General features: G+C 65.5%; 16 protein-coding genes and 1 tRNA gene. 8 read left to right on the top strand and 9 right to left on the bottom strand.

What is annotated here, in order from left to right; all coding sequences use genetic code 11:
- Positions 1–25 precede the first annotated feature (25 nt).
- Complete coding sequence (locus B9Y86_RS12570; RefSeq protein WP_085486558.1) at positions 26–1426, bottom strand: MFS transporter; 1401 nt, start codon at positions 1424–1426, stop codon at positions 26–28.
- Positions 1427–1632: 206 nt separating this feature from the next.
- Here B9Y86_RS12570 and B9Y86_RS12565 point away from each other — a divergent pair, with 206 nt between their 5' ends.
- The 4 genes from B9Y86_RS12565 (at position 1633) to cls (ending at position 7222) form a co-directional block, all read left to right on the top strand.
- The gene (locus B9Y86_RS12565) at positions 1633–2265 is read left to right on the top strand and encodes a TetR/AcrR family transcriptional regulator (protein ID WP_139824884.1); all 633 of its coding nucleotides are present in this window, start codon (positions 1633–1635) and stop codon (positions 2263–2265) included.
- A gap of 91 nt (positions 2266–2356) precedes the next feature.
- Complete coding sequence (locus B9Y86_RS12560) at positions 2357–4891, top strand: MMPL family transporter (RefSeq protein ID WP_085486554.1); 2535 nt, start codon at positions 2357–2359, stop codon at positions 4889–4891.
- Between the two features lie 115 nt (positions 4892–5006).
- Complete coding sequence (locus B9Y86_RS12555; RefSeq protein ID WP_085486553.1) at positions 5007–5750, top strand: FadR/GntR family transcriptional regulator; 744 nt, start codon at positions 5007–5009, stop codon at positions 5748–5750.
- Positions 5750–7222, top strand: coding sequence for a cardiolipin synthase (gene cls / locus B9Y86_RS12550; RefSeq protein ID WP_085486552.1), 1473 nt, complete (start codon positions 5750–5752; stop codon positions 7220–7222). Before B9Y86_RS12555 ends, cls begins: the two co-directional genes overlap by 1 nt.
- 9 nt (positions 7223–7231) lie before the next feature.
- Here the strand turns inward: cls and hutH are convergent, their stop codons facing one another.
- The gene (gene hutH, locus B9Y86_RS12545; protein ID WP_085486550.1) at positions 7232–8803 is read right to left on the bottom strand and encodes a histidine ammonia-lyase; all 1572 of its coding nucleotides are present in this window, start codon (positions 8801–8803) and stop codon (positions 7232–7234) included.
- A 78-nt stretch (positions 8804–8881) separates the two neighbouring features.
- On the opposite strand from hutH, the gene B9Y86_RS12540 reads away from it, so the two are divergent.
- Positions 8882–9664, top strand: a complete 783-nt coding sequence (locus tag B9Y86_RS12540) for an IclR family transcriptional regulator (protein ID WP_085486548.1) — start codon at positions 8882–8884, stop codon at positions 9662–9664.
- A gap of 6 nt (positions 9665–9670) precedes the next feature.
- Here B9Y86_RS12540 and B9Y86_RS12535 read toward each other — a convergent pair whose 3' ends face one another.
- Entirely contained in the window at positions 9671–10237 is a 567-nt protein-coding gene (locus B9Y86_RS12535) for a TetR/AcrR family transcriptional regulator (protein WP_085486935.1), read from the bottom strand.
- A 91-nt stretch (positions 10238–10328) separates the two neighbouring features.
- Here B9Y86_RS12535 and B9Y86_RS12530 point away from each other — a divergent pair, with 91 nt between their 5' ends.
- On the top strand, positions 10329–11450 hold the full coding sequence (locus B9Y86_RS12530; protein WP_085486546.1) for a zinc-binding alcohol dehydrogenase family protein: 1122 nt from the start codon (positions 10329–10331) through the stop codon (positions 11448–11450).
- Positions 11451–11454: 4 nt separating this feature from the next.
- On the opposite strand, the gene B9Y86_RS12525 is transcribed toward B9Y86_RS12530, so the two are convergent.
- From B9Y86_RS12525 to B9Y86_RS12505, 5 genes are all read right to left on the bottom strand, one after another.
- Entirely contained in the window at positions 11455–12393 is a 939-nt protein-coding gene (locus B9Y86_RS12525; protein ID WP_085486544.1) for a 5'-3' exonuclease, read from the bottom strand.
- 24 nt (positions 12394–12417) lie between these two features.
- Positions 12418–14061 (bottom strand): glycoside hydrolase domain-containing protein, encoded by a 1644-nt coding sequence (locus B9Y86_RS12520; RefSeq protein ID WP_085486542.1) that lies wholly within the window; start codon positions 14059–14061, stop codon positions 12418–12420.
- 176 nt (positions 14062–14237) lie between these two features.
- Complete coding sequence (locus B9Y86_RS12515; protein WP_085486541.1) at positions 14238–15278, bottom strand: hypothetical protein; 1041 nt, start codon at positions 15276–15278, stop codon at positions 14238–14240.
- Positions 15257–16117 carry a DUF1266 domain-containing protein gene (locus B9Y86_RS12510; protein WP_085486539.1) on the bottom strand — a complete coding sequence of 287 codons (861 nt, stop codon included), beginning with the start codon at positions 16115–16117 and terminating at the stop codon, positions 15257–15259. Before B9Y86_RS12510 ends, B9Y86_RS12515 begins: the two co-directional genes overlap by 22 nt.
- Before the next feature lie 41 nt (positions 16118–16158).
- Positions 16159–16230 (bottom strand) — tRNA-Gln (locus B9Y86_RS12505).
- Between the two features lie 101 nt (positions 16231–16331).
- Here B9Y86_RS12505 and B9Y86_RS12500 point away from each other — a divergent pair.
- Together B9Y86_RS12500 and B9Y86_RS12495 are read left to right on the top strand one after the other, a co-directional pair.
- A complete protein-coding gene (locus tag B9Y86_RS12500) occupies positions 16332–16832 on the top strand; it encodes a MarR family winged helix-turn-helix transcriptional regulator (protein ID WP_085486537.1) in 501 nt (166 codons plus the stop codon).
- On the top strand, positions 16833–18023 hold the full coding sequence (locus B9Y86_RS12495) for a hypothetical protein (RefSeq protein WP_085486535.1): 1191 nt from the start codon (positions 16833–16835) through the stop codon (positions 18021–18023).
- Positions 18024–18073: 50 nt separating this feature from the next.
- On the opposite strand, the gene B9Y86_RS12490 is transcribed toward B9Y86_RS12495, so the two are convergent.
- Positions 18074–18961 (bottom strand): alpha/beta fold hydrolase, encoded by an 888-nt coding sequence (locus tag B9Y86_RS12490; RefSeq protein ID WP_085486533.1) that lies wholly within the window; start codon positions 18959–18961, stop codon positions 18074–18076.
- Positions 18962–19053 lie beyond the last annotated feature (92 nt).

Below are 19053 nucleotides of genomic sequence, written 5' to 3'. Positions count from 1 at the left end.
GAGGTTTTCGGGATCGACACGACGGTCAGTGGACGATCGCCGGCGCTTTCGCATCGGGGTTGAAGGAACCGTCCTTCTTGCCCCGATGCGAGAGCACGACCATCAGCACCGCGGAGAGCAGCAGGAAGAAGCCCACGATCGCCATCGGAAGGAAGTACTGCGGTTCTCCCGCGGAGTCCTTTGTCATGTCGGCCACGGCACCCGTGATGTACGGCGCGCCGAATCCGGCGAGGTTACCGACGGTGTTTATCAGCGCGACACCCGCCGCCGCCGCGACGCCGGTGAGGAACTGGGTGGGCAGCGTCCAGAAGTTGGGGAGCACAGCGAAGATGGCCATGGCCGTGATCGCGATCACCGCGATCGTCGCAACAGGAGATCCGGCGAACAGGGCCAGAGGAATGGTGAGGGCGCCCACGACTGCCGGGCCCGCGATGTGCCACGTCTTGAGTCCGCGCTTCGAGACGTCTCTTGTCCACAGCCACAGGGCGATCGCCGCGGGAATGTAGGGAACCGCCGTGATGAGGCCCTTCTCGAAGACGTTGTACTCGGTGCCGTAGAGCTCCTGGAATCCGTTGATGATCGTCGGCAGGAAGAAGGCCAGCGTGTAGAGGCCGTAGATGAATCCGAAGTAGATGAAGGCGAGCACCCAGACGCGTCCGCTCGTGAAGGCCTGCATGAAGCCGCCGCGCTGCTTGCCACCGGTGATCGCATTGAGAGACTCGGTCTTGGTCTTCTCAGCGGCGAGCTCTTCGGTGAGCCAGACCTGCTCTTCTTTTGTGAGCCACTTCGCGTCGCTGGGCTTGTCTTTCAGGTAGAACCAGGCGATGACACCGACGATGATCGCGGGGAATCCGACACCGAGGAACATCACTCGCCACCCCTCGAGCCCGAAGAGCCCGTGCGCGCCGATGAGCAGGCCGGCCAGGGGTGCACCGATCACCGTGGTGAGGGGCTGAGCTAAATAGAAGAGTGCGAGGATCTTGCCGCGGTGCCGTGCGGGCACCCACAGGCTGAGGAACAGGATGGCTCCGGGGAAGAATCCGGCCTCGGCCACACCCAGAACGAAGCGCAGGATGGCCAGTTGCTCGAAGTTGCCGACCCAGGTGAAGAGAACCGCGACGATTCCCCAGGTGACCATGATGCGAGACAGCCAGCGGCGCGCTCCGAAGCGGGCGAGCGCGAGGTTGGAGGGCACCTCGAGCAGGATGTAGCCGATGAAGAAGACTCCCGAGGCGAAGCCGACCTGGGTCACCGTGAGTGCGAGGTCGTCGTTCATGCCGTTCGGCGCAGCGAATCCGATGGCGGATCGGTCGAGGTAATTGATGAAGAACATAAAAGCGACGAAGGGAACGAGTCGCCATGCGACCTTCTTGATCGTCGACTTCTCGATTGCGGAGACGGGCGTCTCGGCGCTGGCCGTTGTCATTGATAACTCCTTTGTCATGTCAATTTCGGCTAGGCCGCTTTCTCAGCAGAACACTCCTGCTAACAACCGGTTGACCAATTTGGCAACCATATCGCCTGATCAATGCTCCATGCAAGCGCGCCCCGTCACGGGAGCTTGCTGAGAGTTCGACGCAACCATACGCATCCCGTTGCACTGAGTGCGTCGTTGCACGTAGTGTAACGACCGTGAGTACCGAACCGACCGCGATGGATCGCCGCGCCGAGTTGAAGGCGCGACACCGTGAGGCGATTCTCGACGCGGCAGACGCGCTGATCCTCGACAGAGGCAGGGCTCGATTCAGTGTCGACGAACTCGCCGATCGCGCCGACATAGCCCGGCGCACCGTCTTCAACCACTTCTCGTCGCTCGACGACGTGATCATGACCACCTGCACGCGCACGCTCAACCGTGCAGTCGATGAATTTCTGGCCGTCGCCGGCGTCACGCCATCGAGCCACGGCAGCCGCGTGCATCTCTTCGACGAAATCACCGCGGCGATCCGGGCTATGGATCTGCCCAGCCTCGTCTTGTATTTCTTCGGACTTCTCGACGGCGACGACGCGCGCAAGCAGAACGCAGACAGCGTGTTCATGCGGTCATCCGAAGATCTCACAGACGAACTCACTCGGCGCAGTGGAGTCGACGAGTTCGAGGTCGCGATCCTGGTGAGCACACTGATGAATGGCATCGCCGTGGTCGCTCGACACTGGATGGTCCAGTCAGGGGGAACTCTCGATGAGAGTTCCCGACGCCTCTGGGACAGTCTGCTCGACCGCTTGATTCGAATCGTGGGCGACGGCTTCTCCACGCCGAGCTGAGTTCCGTCACCCGATCCCCTCTCTCTTCCCAACGATGCGACGTGAGACCCCGCCCCCGTCACCCGCTCATTTCAGAAAGAAGCTGAGAAACATGGCATCCCTTCTCTACCGACTCGGTCGGTTCTCCGCACGACGAGCGTGGCTCGTCATCGTTGCGTGGGTGGTGATCCTCGGCCTGGCCGGCGCTGCCTTCGCGATATTCGGGGGCACGCTCACCTCGGCCGTGAGCATCCCGGGAACCGCGACACAGAAGGTGAGCGACGAACTCTCGGAGAAGTTCCCCGCCGCCAGCGGTGGGCGGGGAACGGTCGTCTTCACGACGACCGACGACTCGGCGTTCACCGATGCGCAGAAGACGGCGATCGGCACGCTTCTGAGCGACGCGACCAAGCTCAAAGACGTCAAGGCGACGACGAACCCCTTCGACACACAGGCGAAGATCGACGGCTCCGCTCAGCAGGTCGTCGATGGGCGTCAGAAGATCACCGCCGGCACGGCGCAGCTCGACACGGGCCAGCAGCAGCTCGACGCCGCCAAGGCACAGGCGGCGACAGGGCAGCAGCAGCTCGACGCCGCACGTGCTCAGGCCGAGGCGGCCGGCCAGCTCGACGCCGCTAAGGCGCAGCTCGACGCGCAGCAGGCTCAGATCGATGCCGGCAACGCCCAGATCGCATCGCAGCAGGCGACGCTCGACTCGAACCGGGCCGATCTCGAGAAGCAGAGCAAGACGCTCGAAGACGGCTCGCAGCTTCTCGATCTGTCGGCCAATATTCGGCAGGTCTCATCAGACGGCACCACCGCGGTCGGCACCGTGCAGTTCGACAAGTCGCTCAACCTCGTTCCGTCCGAGGCAAAAGAGGCCGTAGTCGACACGATGAACGACGCCAAGATCGACGGCGTCTCCGTCGAGGTGTCCAACGACATCGCGGCCACCATCCCCGAGGTTCTCGGCCCGGGCGAGATCGCCGGTGTCATCTTCGCCGGCATCGTGCTGTTCGTGATGCTGGGCACGCTGATCGGCGCGAGCCTGCCGCTGATCAACGCGATCATCGGCGTGGGCGTGGGCGTGCTTGTATCGCTCGCACTGTCGGGCACCGTCACCATGCTCTCGATCACGCCCGTGCTGGGCGTGATGCTGGGTCTGGCGGTCGGAATCGACTACTCGCTGTTCATCCTCAACCGGCACCGAACCCAATTGCGCTCGGGCCTCGAAGTGCAGGAATCCATCGGCCTGGCCAATGGAACCTCCGGCAACGCCGTGGTCTTCGCGGGCTCGACCGTGCTGATCGCTTTGCTCGCTCTCAATCTCACAGGAATCCCCTTCCTGGGACTCATGGGCACCGTCGGCGCGGTCTGCGTCTTCGTCGCCATCCTGATCGCGATCACCCTGACTCCCGCCTTCCTGCGGCTGGCCGGCATGCGCATCCTCAACAAGAAGGCCCGCGCCAAGGTCGGCCACAGCGATCACCAGGCTCGGGTTCCGAACAAGCCGATGAACACCCTGCGTGCCGCGATCACCGTCGTGGCCGGAATCGCCGTGCTGCTCGTTGTGGCACTGCCCGCGCTCTCGATGCGTCTCGGCCTGCCCGCCGGCTCCTCCGAACCGGTCGACTCCAGCGCGTACAAGGCCTACAAACTGATCGACGACAAGTTCGGCGCCGGCGTCAACGGACCGCTGATCGTCGTGGCCGATCTCGACAAGGCGATCACAGACGACGACCTCGTGAGCGAGCAGGTGCGCATCGGCACCCTGCTGAAGGCAGAGAACGACGTCGTCGCCGTGGCGCCGATCGGTGCCAGCGACGACGACCTGCTGCTGGCGTTCCAGGTGATTCCGAAAGAGGGGCCCACCAGCGAGTCCACCGAGCAGCTGGTGCGAGACCTTCGCGGTCTCACCATCGACGGCGTGGCAGAGCTCGGCGTCGCCGGCAACGCCTCGGGCAACATCGACGTGAGCGAGAAGCTCGCCGATGCCCTTCCGCTCTACCTGACGGTCGTTGTGGGACTCTCGCTTATCATCCTGATTCTCGTGTTCAGATCGATTCTCGTGCCGATCACGGCGACGGCAGGATTCGTGCTGTCTCTGTTCGCGGCGTTCGGCGGCATCACCGCCGTCTTCCAGTGGGGGTGGCTGGGACCCGTCTTCGGGGTGCACGATCCGGGGCCGATCCTCAGCTTCCTTCCGATCCTCGTGGTCGGGGTGTTGTTCGGGCTCGCGATGGACTATCAGCTGTTCCTGGTGAGCGGCATGCGCGAGTCGTATGCGCACGGCACACCGGCCAGACTGGCGGTTCAGCGTGGCGTTCACGCCGGGCGCACGGTCGTGATTGCCGCCGCGCTCATCATGATCAGCGTGTTCGGAGGCTTCGTCTTCTCCAACTCGGTCATGATCCAGTCGATCGGCCTCGGCCTCGCCCTCGGTGTGCTGGTCGACGCCTTCATCGTGCGGCTCCTGATCATCCCGGCTGTGATGCATCTGCTCGGCAAGTCGGCCTGGTGGCTGCCGAAGTGGCTCGACCGTATCCTGCCCGATGTCGACGTCGAGGGCGCGTCTCTGCAGCGCAAGCAGCCGGCCGAAGCCCATGGAGCCGCTGGCCCGAAGCATGCCGAGGCGCCCACCGCCTAGTAACGCACGACAGCGCCCCGTCACCTCGCCCATCAGGGTCGGGCGGCGGGGCTTTGTCGTGTCGGCGAGGTTCCCCCACCCAAACCCCGCGCCGACACATTGCTAATCTGGGCCTGTGCCCGCATTTCCCGATCGACCCGCAACAGATGAGATCAGCGCGTCGTTGAGTTCTGTCGCCAGCGGCACAGCCGTCTCGGCGGTGGCCAAGCGCCTGCTCGATCTGTTCATGGGCGGCGACATCGCGCCCGGTGCCCGGCTCCCGCCCGAGCGACAGCTGGCAACCGCACTGGGAATTGGCAGATCTGCCGTGCGCGAGGCATTGGCCGCCCTCGAAATCCTGGGCATCGTCGACGTGCGCCCCGGCAGCGGCACCTATCTTCGTGGCTCGGCCTCGGAGCTGCTTCCCGAGACGCTCAGCTGGGGACTCATGCTCGGAGAGCCCCGCACCCGTGAGCTGATCGAGGTGCGGGGAGCTCTCGAGGTCTTCGCCACGCAGCTCGCCGCGCAACGCATGCCCGATGATGCATTGAAACGCCTGGGCCAGCACCTCGCCGCCATGAAAGAGGCGGGAGACAACAACACCCGCTTCATCGAGGCCGATCTCAAGTTCCACCTCGAGATCGCACGAGGTGTCGACAACTCGGTGCTGGTGACTCTGCTGCAGAGCATACGATCACTGCTGCGCATCTGGGTCGAGCGCGGGCTGCACGATTCGGGTGACGCCGAGCAGGCCTACGACGAGCACGCCGCCGTGCACAAGGCCCTGCTCTCGCGCGATCCCGAGGCCGCCGCCGCGGCGATGCGCACACACATGGTCACCGCGACCGAGCGTCTGCTCCGTACCCTGCCGGCCGCCTGATGGCCAGAACGACCTGGCGCTCGATCCTCAAGGTGTTTCCGACCATCATCCTGGTGGTCGACATCCTGATCCGCATCGGCGCCGTCGTCACGGTTCCTCGCAATCGACGACCGAGTTCGGCCATGGCCTGGCTCCTGGCGATCTTCATCTCCCCCATCCCCGGCAGCCTCCTCTACGTGCTGCTCGGCAGCTCACGCCTACCGAAAGATCGACGAGACAAACAGCGTGAGGTCAACGCGTTCATCCTCGACGCAGCCGGCCCGTTCGATAGCGCCGAGACAACGATCACCGAGCCCGCCTGGTTCGGATCGCTGGTGCACCTCAACCGCACACTGGGCGCGATGCCCCTCATCGCAGGCAACACGGCCACCCTGCTGCCCGACTACGAGGCGTCGATCCGGGCGATGACCGACGCCGTCGCATCCGCCACCCAGTACGTGCACGTCGAGTTCTATATTCTCGGGCGCGACGACACGACCAGCGCCTTCTTCGATGCCTTGAAATCGGCGCACGAGCGCGGTGTCACCGTGCGAGTGCTCTACGACCACTGGGCCACCATGCGCAATCCGCGCGGACGCTCGACGCGCGCGTGGCTTCGCGAGAGCGGCATCCCGTTCGAGGAGATGCTGCCGTTCCGCCCCTGGCAGGGAAACTGGCGTCGACCGGATCTGCGGAATCACCGCAAGATCGTGGTCGTCGACGGCCACATCGCGTTCACGGGATCGCAGAACATGATCGACGCCAGCTACAACAAGCGCGGCAACATCCGGCGTGGCCTCAAGTGGAAAGACCTGATGGTGCGACTCGAAGGCCCGGCCGCACTGGGTCTGGACGCGCTGTTCGTGACCGACTGGTACAGCGAGACGGGCGACATCGTCGAGACCGACGATTCACGCGCACTGCCATCGGTCTCACCCGACAGCATCGAGTGCCAGGTGGTCCCGAGTGGTCCGGGATTCGACGGAGAGAACAACCTGCGTCTCTTCAATGCCCTCGTCTATGGCGCACAGGAGCGCCTGATCATCGCGAGCCCCTATTTCGTGCCCGACGATTCGATGCTCTACGCCATCACCACCGCCGCCGAACGGGGCGTCGACGTGCAGCTCTTCGCCTGCGCCGTGGCGGATCAGTACGTGGTGTACCACGCTCAGCGTTCCTACTACGAGACTCTTCTGCGCTCAGGCGTGCGCATCTTCCTGTATCAGGAGCCGACCGTGCTGCACTCGAAGCACTTCACTGTCGACAACGACGTTGCCGTCGTGGGCTCGAGCAATATGGACATGCGCTCGTTCAGTCTCAACTTCGAGGTCTCTCTGATGGTGCGCAGTGCCTCGTTCGTCGAGCAGCTGCGCGATATCGAAGACGGCTACCGCGAGAAGTCTCGCGAGATCACGCTCGAGCAGTGGATCTCCCGCCCGGCCGTGGCGCAGGCTCTCGATACGGTCGCCCGCCTCACGGCGGCCGTGCAGTAGAGCGCCGGCTCAGTTCAACGGGCCGAGCCGCGACTCGGCCGCATCACGCACGGCGCCGCGTCGAACGAAGGATGCGACGGCCTCGATCTCGGGCGACAGAAAGCGATCCGGCCCCGGGCCCTCGACCTCGCTGCGCACAAGGTCGAGCACGGCAGCGGAGCCCGCGCCGGGCACCAGCGGCGCGCGCAGATCGAGCGCTCGCGACGCCGTCATGACCTCGATGGCGACAACGCGGCTCAGCCCGTCGATCGCGGTGCGCAGCTTACGTGCACCCGCCCAGCCCATCGAGACGTGGTCCTCCTGCATCGCCGACGAGGGTATCGAATCCACCGATGAGGGCACCGCGAGGCGTTTCAGCTCGGAGACGATGCCCGCCGCCGTGTACTGCGCGATCATGAGTCCGCTGTCGACTCCCGCGTCGTGGGCGAGGAACGCGGGCAGTCCGTGGCTTCGAGCCGGATCGAGCATGCGGTCGGTACGGCGCTCCGACATGCTCGCCACGTCGGCGACGACGATGGCGAGAAAGTCGAGCACGTAGGCCACGGGCGCCCCGTGGAAGTTGCCGTTCGACTCGACACGACCGTCGACGGTGACGACCGGGTTGTCGACGGCCGAGGCGAGCTCTCGACCGGCCACCAGGGCGGCATGGTCGACCGTGTCACGGGCAGCGCCGTGCACCTGGGGTGAGCATCGCAACGAGTAGGCGTCCTGCACGACCGTGTGCGTCGAGGGCCGGTGACTCTCGACGATGGGCGAGCCGGCGAGCATTGCGCGCAGATTCGACGCCGACAACGCCTGACCATGTTGCGGCCTCAAGGCCTGCAGATCGGCGGCGAACACCGCATCGGTGCCGAGCAGCGCCTCGACGCTCATCGCCGCGGCGATGTCCGCGCTGGTCAGCAGCATCCTCAGATCGTCGATGGCGAGGCTCAACTGACCGAGCATTCCGTCTGTGCCGTTGATCAGCGCGAGTCCCTCCTTCTCGGCGAGCACAACGGGCTCGATCCCCGCCGCGTCGAGGGCATCGGCGGCGGACATCGCCACACCCCGGGCATCGCGTACCTCGCCCTCCCCCATCAACGCGAGAGCACAGTGCGCGAGGGGCGCCAGATCGCCGGAGCAGCCGAGCGAGCCGTACTCGCGCACGATCGGAGTGATGCCGGCGTTCAGCATCGCGACGTAGCTCTCGACGGTCGCGAGACGGATTCCGGTGCGCCCCGTGAGCAGCGTCGAGATGCGCAGCAGCATCAGACTCCGAATCACCTCGCGCTCCACCTCCGGGCCGGAGCCAGCCGCGTGGGATCGAACGAGGCTGCGCTGCAGTTGCGCGCGTTGCTCGCCGGCGATGAACGTCGAGGCGAGTGCGCCGAAGCCTGTCGAGATTCCGTAGTGCGGTGCGACGTCGACGGCCAGGGCGTCGATGATGGCGCGACTCGCATCGACGGCGGCTCGGGCATCGTCGACGATCTCAACATGGGCGCCGCGGCGGGCCACGGCCACGACGTCTTCGATACCGATTGCCCCGGTGCCCACTCGCACGACGGTCGAGATCGGCTGTTCTGTCAGAAGCTGTGTGGTCATGAGGCAAGTCGACCGCAGGCGACCCTTCGCGCGAGGACCTAATCGAGCAAAACTGTCTCATATACGAGACAGTTGAGTATGACCATCGAGCCGGGAGTTCCCGCCGCCAGCGCCACGCTGCGCATTCTCAGCTACCTGGCCGCGCAGAGCAGGCCCGTTCCCGCAGCGACTCTGGCGTCGAACCTGTCACTCCCCCGCTCGTCGGTCTACAAGCTGCTGGGCGTGCTGGTGGATGCCGGATTCGTTCTGCATGTCGCCGAGACCCGGCGTTACGGACTCGGGATCGCGGCGTTCGAGCTGGGCTCGGGCTTCGCCAGACAGGAGCCCTTGGCCAGACTGGGACACCCTGTGCTGGCGCTGCTCGTCGATCGGATCGCCGAGAGCGCGCACCTTGCCGTGCCGCACGGGCGCGACGTGCTCTACCTGATCGAGGAACGCGCTCCCCGACGCCCAGCCCTCGTCAGCGACGTGGGCGTGCGCCTGCCCGCGCATCTCACGGCGAGCGGCCTCGCCATGCTCGCCTCTATGCCGGCGGCCCAGGTGCGGGCACTCTTTCCCGACGAGAAGGCTTTCGCCAGGCGCGGCGATGTGCGCGGCCCGCGCAGCTACGCGCAGTTGCGGCGTGTGCTGACCGAGACCCGTGCCCGGGGTTTCGCGATCGAAGACGAGACGATCACTCCCGGCATCGCGTCGATCGCTGTCTCGGTCATCGACCATGCGGGATGGCCGGCCGCGGCGATAGCGGTGACGTTCGACCGAGCATCCCGAGACCCCGCCGACTGGAATGAGTTGGCCGAGCAGACGAGGCGGTACGCACGGGAGCTCTCCCGACGAATAGGTGGACATCCGGCGTCGGAGTGAACGAGCTCACGACGCTGCGGTGCGCAGCATCCGATCGAATGTGTCGCGAAGCAGAGTGGCGAGCGGCTCCGTGCTCTCTGCACTCAACCAACGACCGATCGAGACGCTGAAGACGGTGGCCGTGAGATGCGCCGCCAGGAGCGCATCGACCGGATCGCTCCCACGCTGCACGAATCCACTCCGAAGAGCCTCGACCAGCGCGGCCTGGGTGTGCAGCTGCCTTTCACGCAAGCCGTCGTCGGACTGGATGATCTGGTGGCGTGCGATGTAGTAGCTCTTCTCACGAGAGAACTGCGCAGCGGCCACGGCGTCGAAGCCACTCGCGACGATCTGCAGCGGCGTGATTCCATCCGGCGCCTCGGCGACGATCCGGCCCGCCTGATCGGGCACCGCGTGCTCGTCGGCGAAGAGGGCGTCGCGCTTGTCTGCGAAGTGGCGAAAGAACGTTCGGGTCGACAGGCCAGCCCGGGCCGCTATCTGGGGCACGGTCGTCGAGGCGAAACCCTGCTCGACGAACAAATCGAACGCGGCGCGCTCGAGCCGCTCACGCGCATCCGGTTGCCATCGAGCCATGTACCCAGTGTAGGTGATGACACGCTCTGCCATCGCGTGTATGGTGATGTCACTGAATGTCATCACTTATCGAAATCGCGAGGTCGTCCCCATGCCCACCAATTCAGCCGCCTGGCTCTCCGCTCCCTACGCCGATCTGACCGTCGGCGATGCGCCCTACACTCCGGCTTCTGCCGGAGAACTGGTCATCCGCAATCGTGTCGTGGCCGTCAACCCGCTCGACGAGGTCAAGCAGTCGACCGGCGGCCTCATGTACTCGTGGCTTCCGCACCCCGCGATCCTGGGCGAAGACGTGGCGGGAGAGGTCGTCGAGGTCGGCCCGGGTGTCACCGGCATCGCGGTGGGCGATCGGGTGATCGCCTACGCCGTGGGCATGGAGAAGAACCGCAACCACGCCGCAGAGGGCGGCTTCCAGCTGTTCTCGGTCGTGCGCGCCGACCTGGCGTCGCCGATTCCCGACGACCTGCCATTCGAGAACGCCGTCGTGCTGCCCCTCGCGGTCTCGACGGCCGCATCCGCCCTGTTTCAGGCCGATCAGCTGGGCCTGCGGCATCCCACGGCACACCCCGGGACGCATGACCACGACGAGTGGGTCGTCGTGTGGGGCGGATCGACGAGCGTCGGCAGCAACGCGATCCAACTCGCCGTCGCGGCCGGCTACTCGGTGCTGGCCACTGCCTCGCCGCAGAACCACGACCGGATGCGTGCGCTCGGCGCTCAGCAGGTCATCGACTACCGCAGCCCGTCGGCCGTGCGCGAGATCGTGTCATTGCTGAAGGGCCGGCGGCTCGCGGGAGTGTTCGCCATCGGAACGGGATCCGCAGAACCGTCCGTGGCCATCGCCGCGGCATCTGGATGCACGCGCGTGACCCTCGCCAGTCCGTCAGTCTCGATGAGCACTCTCCCACGGCGCCCCCGAGCCTGGTTCTCTCTCGCGCGCTTCGGCGCGGCGATGGCTTCTCGCATGGGACTGCTCCAGCTGCGCTGCCTTCGCCACGGCATTCGCGCCCGATTCGTCTGGGGAAGCTCGCTGATGAACAACGAGGTCGGCCCGATGCTGTGGGGCGAGTTCCTCCCGCGCGCGCTGGCCGAGGGCAGCTTTGCGGCCACGCCTCGCGCCGAGGTCGTCGGATCAGGGCTCGAGAGCATCCAGCCCGCTCTCGACGCACTACGGCGGGGAGCATCGGCGACGAAGTTCGTCGTCACACTCTGACGCCTCAGGCGTAGGTGTCGAGGGCAGCGAGGAGTCGCGTGACCGAGCCGCCCAGATTCCACTCTTTCGAGAGACTCTCGAGCTGGGCGCGCTTGTCACCCGTGACGGGAGACAGACGCGCGCCCGCGTCTGCGGGCGTCGGCAGATCGAGGTCGCGAGCGACTCTCACGACCATCGGTGCCACGTCGAGGTAGTCGCTCGCCGCCGTGAGTTTCGACCGCACCGACGCACTCAACGCGCTGTCGGCATCCGTCGCTGCATCGCGCACGTTCTCGAGCGAGCCGTATTCGCCGAGCAGCGTCGCCGCGGTCTTCTCGCCGACTCCTGCCACCCCGGGCAGGCCATCGGAGGCGTCGCCGCGCAGCGTGGCGTAGTCGACGTACTGGCTGGGCAGCACTCGGTACTTGCTCACGATCACCTCGTCGGTGACGAGTTCGAGGTTCTTCATGCCGCGCGCCGTATAGATCACCCGCACGTCGTGGGCGTCATCGACCAGCTGGAACAGATCGCGGTCTCCGGTGACGACGTCGACAGCGTGATCGGCTCGACTGGCATAGGTTCCGATCACGTCGTCGGCTTCGTGGTCCGGCGCACCGACGATGGCAATTCCGGCCAGGTCGAGAACCTCGCGAATGAGCGGGATCTGCGCCGTCAGGCCATCCGGCACCTCTTCGATGTCGGAACCGTTCGGGGCGGTCTCGGCGACCCGCTGAGCCTTGTAGCTCGGAAGCAGATCGACCCGCCACCCGGGGCGCCAGTCGTCGTCCCAGCACGCGATGAGGTGCGTGGCCTCGAACTCTGTTGTGAGCCGGGCGATCATGTCGAGCAAACCGCGGATCGCGTTGACCGGCGTGCCGTCACTTCTCTTGATCGAATCGGGCACGCCGTAGAACGCGCGAAAGTAGAGCGAGGCGGTGTCGAGCAGCATCAGTCGGTCGGCCATGCTCGATCATCGCACCTCCTGCGCTCATCCGACGCGGTCCCACTCCTCGGGACCGATGCCGCCGTCTCGTCCCGACAGCACATTGGCGTCGATGTCGAAGGCCTGGCCCGCCGAGGTGACCTGTCGACCCTGGATCTGATTGAACGCCCAGTTCTCGGGCAGCGGCTCGGTCTCATTGCCGACCCAGCCCGACGACATGCCGGCGACGAACGAGAAATGGGCGAGCCCCGCCCCGCTGATGCGAGAACACACCAGCCGAGATCCGTAGACGCCGGCCTTGTACGTATCGCCGCTGTCGCTCAGACCCTGCGCCACGCCCTCGAAATACGGTCTGACCGACGAGGCGATCTCGTCGGCCGTCACGTCGAGATCGACCGCGAAGTAGATCGTGGTCTGCTTCGGCACACCCAGTGCACGGGCAGCCTCCACCGCGCTGTGCGCATCGAGGGCGCCCTGGGCTCGACTGAACCACGAGAGGTCGTCTCCCCCCTCTTCGAAGATGGGCCAGAGTCGAAGCTGAGCACCGGAGATCGCCGACACCTCGTCGATGGTGATCTTTTTGTCGAGCGCACCGCTTGCTGAAGAGTTCGTCAGGTAGCGCCCGATGGTCGAGTAACCCGCTGCCGCGAGCGCCTGAGCCCCACCAGCGTCGAGCCTGTGCGCCAGATCGGCGCCGGGCACCACACGGTCCGCGTCTCCGTAGCTCACGAGCAGAGCGGCCCATGTCGGGAAACAACACACCCCCGTTTGATCCTCGGGTGACAGCGCCTGGAACTGCTGGAACGATACGAGAACAGCGGCATCACTCGCGGAGAAGGTGTCATCGAACGGAACTCGGGAGCCGCCGAGAATGAGCAGGCCTTTCACCAGCCGCACCCATGACCCCTGTGAGCCCACGGCCACAACGCTCGACGCCGTGTTCTTCAACGCACGGGCAGTCGCCGGCCCGTATACGCCATCTGCGCCCGCCGGATCTTGCCCTGTGCCCAGATGCACAGCACGAACGATCGAGGTCCGCGTGCTCGTGTCATAGAGTCCGCTCGTCGAGCAGTAGGTGGCTCCCGCGAGCTCCGCGTACTGAGCGTTCAGCCACCGCTGCACAGCCACGATGTCGTCTCGGCCATCCTCATCGACGGAGATCGCGGAGACGGTGAGCAGCGCCCTCGCCAGATTCGGCGACACGGTCGCTCCGCTCGTCGCCGAGCCGAGCGCCTGCCTCAGGCCATCGACGGCCTGCTGTGTCGCTTCGTCCCAGCCACCCGAGAGCGCGACGCTGGAGAACCCCCTGCAGATGAGCGCGCCCTGCACGAGCCGACACCACGTCTGAGCGTCGGCGCCGGTCTCGCCGCCGACGTCGCCGTGCTGCTCCAGTTTCTGCAGCGTCGTGGGTCCGAACGTTGTCACGAGCGGCGAGATCCCAAGCAGATCCTGCAGCCCCTGCACCAGGCCCGCCAGAGTGGCCTGACCGGCGACACCGTCCTCGGCGACGGCGACCCACCCGTCCTTGCCGCCGAATGTCGCGTTCAGCCACTGCTGCACGGCAAGCACGCCCGTGGGCGAATCCGGTTGAGTCGTGGCTGCGCTCGCCATCTCCGGCTCCATCATCGTCATGACGAGCGGCGCGGCGGCGGCGAGTCCGATCAGGGCGGTCCGACGAGAGATCTCCAAGGCATCTTCTTCCTGTGACGAGTGCGATGCGTTTAACACGCACGTCGGGTATTAGACGATCGTCTGATGGTAGATCGGGCGCCGCAAGATGACCCCCGACTGGGGGATATCGCACCGGAATCACAGGGAGGAGACAGGAAAGGGGGCCTCACCATGACGACAGGCCCACCGGCGCACTACAACGAGATCCACCCGAGAGCCTGGGCCACGACGACCGCTATCACCGCGAACCCCGGCATCCATACGGCGAGCGCGACGGCCCGACCGCGTGTGCTCGTCTTGCTCGCGAGCCGAAGACCCCCGAGAGAAACGCCGGAGGCGGCGGCGGAGGCGGAAGAAGAGGATGCGCCCGCACCCACCTCCCTCTCTCGGGTGCCGTCTGCATAGCTCCGGGTCTGCCTCTCCAGCTTGCGGCGCAGGCGATCGACGACTGCCAGGAGATCGTCGGCCACACGCTCGTTCCAGATCTTCGGCTCACGCGAAAAGTACAGATAGGCGCTGTTGTCGACGAGTTCGAGGTCGCATCCCGGAGCGTGGTCGATCAACAGCGCCAGCAGGTCGGGCGTGAAGATGTAGAGAGCATCGCGCTCATAGTCGGCCGGGCAATGCAGCGTGAAGACCGAATCGAACTCGATACTGCCGCCCAGCTTCCGCCCGCTCCCTATCGCCAGTCCGGCAGCTCGGAGGACGGACCGCCGATTGCCGGTGACGACGAGATGCGGAACGAAGGTCGGCAGGTCGAAGCGCACGAAAGTGAACGAATCGACGAGTCCGGCCGAGTGGTACCCCCTCCCGTCGGGAACAGAGCGGAATCGTGCGCTCTCGAACCCGTCGCCGATCAGATGGTGTCGAACGACGTATCCTCCTGTGCGCGGAAACGGGGCGCCTGACCACGGGCTGTTCCTCGTCGCTCGATGTTGATGCACATAACCCAGGCCGCGATGCCGCGCCCACGATTGCAGAAGCACGCCTCGGCGCATCGACCTCAGCGTCAGGGCGAGAGACAGAACAAGTCCGGCGAGAAGAAGCGGCACTCCGATGGCGCGAATCAGCAGCTCCTGCGACGGAAGGAGAAGCGGTACGACCACCCAGGCCACCGCCACGACAGCTGCCGCGAAGACCGCCCCGCCGACAAATGCCAGGAAGCCGCTTCCCGAGAGCCCCTGGCTCCGAATGAAGCGACTCCACGAGCGCATCACCAGGGCAGGGTGCTCCATGGCCCGCTGTTGCCGCGCTTCGCGTCGAAAAGCTGCCCGTAGGCGCGGATTCCGTCGTCGTTCTTCTCGATCGCCTTCTCGACCGGCATGCCCTGCTCGACCAGCCGCATAACGCGACCGAGCAGATAGCTGCGACCGAACTCCTCCCAGGAGCCGAAGTCACGTCGAGCCTCAGCGCTGACCTGACGGAGGACCGGTCGAATGTCTTCGCGCGTCGCAAAGCCCAGCGCGACGCCCCAGGTCGCGAGTGCGATCTGCTGCCCCTGCGCGTATCCGCGCACCGATTCGATGGTCGCACCCGCGGGAAGAACAACGGTGCGCAAGGCGCTCTTCTTCAGGCTCTTCTCGATCTCGGTCACGGCATTGATCACGGACTTGACGTCGCGACCCGACGCTCCGCGCTCTTTGGCAGCAGCGAGCCACTCGCGCTGAGAGGGTCTCCGGCCGCTGGTGCGCGCCAACTCCGCTCTGAGCTCGAGCAGAGAATCGCGCAGCGAGTCGGTGCGACGCTGCGGCAGCTCCTCGAGAGTCTCGAGCCAGCTCTCGCGATCGGTGAGCCCCCACATCGATACAAGCCTCGAGCGCAGACCCTTGGAGTCTCGGATGGTGTGGGACTCCGGATCATTCCATTTGCCCTCCGAGGTGACGATCTGAATCGCTCCGACCGCCAGATCGCGCGCTTCATCGCCGCTCGTCGGAAAGTCAGGGCTGGTCGGGATGCGGGCGTCGGGAAGGAGATTCAACGCCGCCGCCACGACCAGGATGCCGACGACGATCGCCGCTACCCATCCCCAGTTCTCACTCAACCACTGCACGACGTCGTCCACACCGATCTCCACTTCGTACTCTTCTGATCGCAGATATACCGGGACAGCAAAGGCTCCGCCTCCAGGACTCGAACCTAGACCTAACAGCTCCAAAGGCTGTCGTGCTGCCATTACACCAAGGCGGACCGCGCGCTCCGTGAAACACGCATTCCCCAATTCTGCCAGACACGGAGCCTGCCGACGGCCCCTGCCCCATATAACGGCCCCCGCCCCACATAATGGATGCGTGCCCGATGCGACTCCTCGAGATTCCGTCGACGGAATCGTCGACGCGTGGGAGCGCGAGCGACCCGATCTCGACTTCGCTCCACTCAAGGTGCTCTCACGAGTCTGGCGATTGTCGAGGCACCTCGAACGCACGCGCCGCACGGCCTTCGCCACCAGTGAGCTCGAGTCGTGGGAATTCGACGTACTCTCCGCCCTCCGGCGAGCGGGTGAGCCGCATCAGCTCAGCCCCAAAGCCCTGCTCGAACAGACACTCGTCTCCTCCGGCACCATGACCAACCGCATCGATCGGATGTCGCGGCGCGGCCTGGTAGAGCGCCGCACCGATCCGCACGACGGCCGGGGCATTCTCGTCTCGATGACCGACGAGGGTCGCGACCGCGTCGACGGAGCGATAACCGCGCTGGTCACCGCAGAGGGCGAGCTGCTCAGCCGACTCAGCACATCAGACCAGGAGCGCATCGCCGCTCTGCTCCGCAAACTCAGCGTCGACTTCGATTAGGTGGTTCGTCTTATCTCTCGTCGTTTCGTCGTGCTCACGGCGGCCCTCGTCGGTCTTGGCCTCGTTACGACCGCGGCCGGCCCGACGAACCCGGCCAGCGCGCGGGCGGATGCCGCATCCATCGCCCCGACCGCCGTGACGGTCGTGGCTGACACGGTTTTCGACCCCGGATTCATCATCTCCGACGAACTCTTCTACGACGGCGGCGCACTCGACGCCGACGAGGTGCAGGAGTTTCTCGACGAGCAGGTTGCCGAGTGCTCCCCAGGTGTGGTCTGCCTGGCCGACTACACCCAGAAGACCGTGACGCGCGAGGGCGACGATGTGTGCGGCGCCTACGGCGGTCGCGAGTCGGAGACGGGTGCCGAGATCATCGCCAAAGTCGGCCTCGCCTGCGGCATCAGCCAGAAGGCACTGCTCGTTCTGTTACAGAAGGAGCAGTCCCTGGTGCGCAACCCCGCCCCGACAGCCGGCGACTTCTCATTCGCCACGGGCTATGCGTGCCCCGACACGGCAGCGTGCGACGTGGAGTACTCGGGCTTCTACAACCAGCTGTACTGGGCTGCCTGGCAGCTCAAGCGCTATTCCAACCCGCCCGGAACGACCGAGTTCTTCACGAGCCGACCGATCGGCCAGCCGAGCCCGATCGCCTACAACCCCGACGCATCCTGCGGCAGCGCCGACGTGACGCTCAAGAACATCGCGACGGCGGCGCTCTACTACTACACGCCCTACCAACCCAACGCGGCCGCCATCGCCGGCGATGCAGACGCGCCCTGCGGCGCTTTCGGCAATCTGAACTTCTGGAAGTTCTATTCCGAGTGGTTCGGCGATCCGACGCGCGGCTCGATCACCCAGGGCGCACTCGACGACGTCTCGGTCGTGCGCGGCCGCATCGTGGCCAAGGGCTGGGCGATCGACCCGAGCTCGCTGCGGGCATCCAACTCAGTGCGAATCACGGTGACGGATGCGGCGGGCCGCATCCAGGCGACGACACTGCAGGCCGGCGCGACGACGCGCGGCGCCCTGACGGTCGATTCGCTAGCGGGCTTCGATCACGGTTTCAACGGAGGAACCGAGGTCGCCGCGCAGGGCCTCGTGCGGGTGTGTGCGGCGGCACTCCCCGTCGACGGCACGTCGTCGAGCGTCGAATCGCTGGGCTGCGAAACGGTGTTCGCGCTCACGCCCTGAGCCGTGGCTGCTCTCGCACAACCGGACAGGGAAGGCCTGAGGCAATGTGGCTAGGAGGCGTCGACCCGGCCTGTGAATGCGAGGATGGCGTCGGCGAAGGCGGATGGGGCTTCCAGGGCGACGTAGTGGCCGACCCCGTCGAGCTGAACTGATTGCACCTCGCCGGACACGACGTGGCTGAGGGTCCCAGCGGTGAACGGCCCCCCGAAGCCCCCGATCGCCAGCGCGGGCACCGTGATCGGGCTGGACTCGGCGAGTGCTTTTACGGCGCCACCCTCGCCGAGCATCGACTGATACAGGCCGATCGCTCCACGCCAACCCCCTCCGCGCGCGTACGTACGCACGAATTCCGCAACATCATAGCTCGTGATCGAATCGACGACGGCTGTCATTGCGGGGAATGCCCAGCTACCGAGGATCTGTTCCTCGCGACCGGCGAAAAGCATCTCTGCGATTCCCGGCGACGCGAGAACGCCGATGTGCCATGAGCCGCCGTGTGTGACGTCGGCAAGACCCTCGAGACCGAAGCCGGCCAATCCCATTTCGGTCGCCGTGAAACTCACGATGTCGTCGGGGTGCATGGCGGCCAGTCGAAACGCGGCTCCACCAGAGATGTCCTGTGCGGCGAGATGCACGGGACCGACTCCCAGTGCTGCGATGAGCTGGTGGAGGTCGTCAGCAGCAGTCGCACTGGTGAACCCGTCGGCCGCCACAGCCGAGTCGCCGAAACCGCGCAGATCGACGGCGAAGACCCGATGCGTAGCCGCCAGGAGCGGGATGACCTTGTGGAAAGCCCACCACGACTCCGGGAAGCCGTGGACGAGCAGGATCGGAGAGCCCTCATCGCCAGCAGAGACGTAATGCAACGTGGTGCCGTTGACGTCGACGTAGTGATGATCGATGCCCGCAATCGATGCAGGAGTAGGAGATGTGCTCATCGGAATCCTTCTTTCGAAAAATGCGTCGAATTGACAACATGGTTGACATGTTATTGAGTTGACAACCTGGTTGTCAATAGAGCACGAGACGG

The organism is Agreia pratensis, assembly GCF_900177685.1.
In the GTDB taxonomy this organism is placed as follows: Bacteria; Actinomycetota; Actinomycetes; order Actinomycetales; family Microbacteriaceae; genus Agreia; species Agreia pratensis.
This window is presented reverse-complemented; position numbering and strand designations above follow the sequence as displayed.

Bases quoted from the DNA above. Each gene is read 5' to 3' on its own strand.
- B9Y86_RS12530 (WP_085486546.1), top strand. From the start codon at position 10,329: ATGCCCACCAATTCAGCCGCCTGGCTCTCCGCTCCCTACGCCGATCTG.
- B9Y86_RS12525 (WP_085486544.1), bottom strand. From the start codon at position 12,393: ATGGCCGACCGACTGATGCTGCTCGACACCGCCTCGCTCTACTTTCGC.
- B9Y86_RS12560 (WP_085486554.1), top strand. From the start codon at position 2,357: ATGGCATCCCTTCTCTACCGACTCGGTCGGTTCTCCGCACGACGAGCG.
- cls (WP_085486552.1), top strand. From the start codon at position 5,750: ATGGCCAGAACGACCTGGCGCTCGATCCTCAAGGTGTTTCCGACCATC.
- B9Y86_RS12570 (WP_085486558.1), bottom strand. From the start codon at position 1,426: ATGACAACGGCCAGCGCCGAGACGCCCGTCTCCGCAATCGAGAAGTCG.
- B9Y86_RS12540 (WP_085486548.1), top strand. From the start codon at position 8,882: ATGACCATCGAGCCGGGAGTTCCCGCCGCCAGCGCCACGCTGCGCATT.
- B9Y86_RS12490 (WP_085486533.1), bottom strand. From the start codon at position 18,961: ATGAGCACATCTCCTACTCCTGCATCGATTGCGGGCATCGATCATCAC.
- hutH (WP_085486550.1), bottom strand. From the start codon at position 8,803: ATGACCACACAGCTTCTGACAGAACAGCCGATCTCGACCGTCGTGCGA.
- B9Y86_RS12515 (WP_085486541.1), bottom strand. From the start codon at position 15,278: ATGGAGCACCCTGCCCTGGTGATGCGCTCGTGGAGTCGCTTCATTCGG.
- B9Y86_RS12535 (WP_085486935.1), bottom strand. From the start codon at position 10,237: ATGGCTCGATGGCAACCGGATGCGCGTGAGCGGCTCGAGCGCGCCGCG.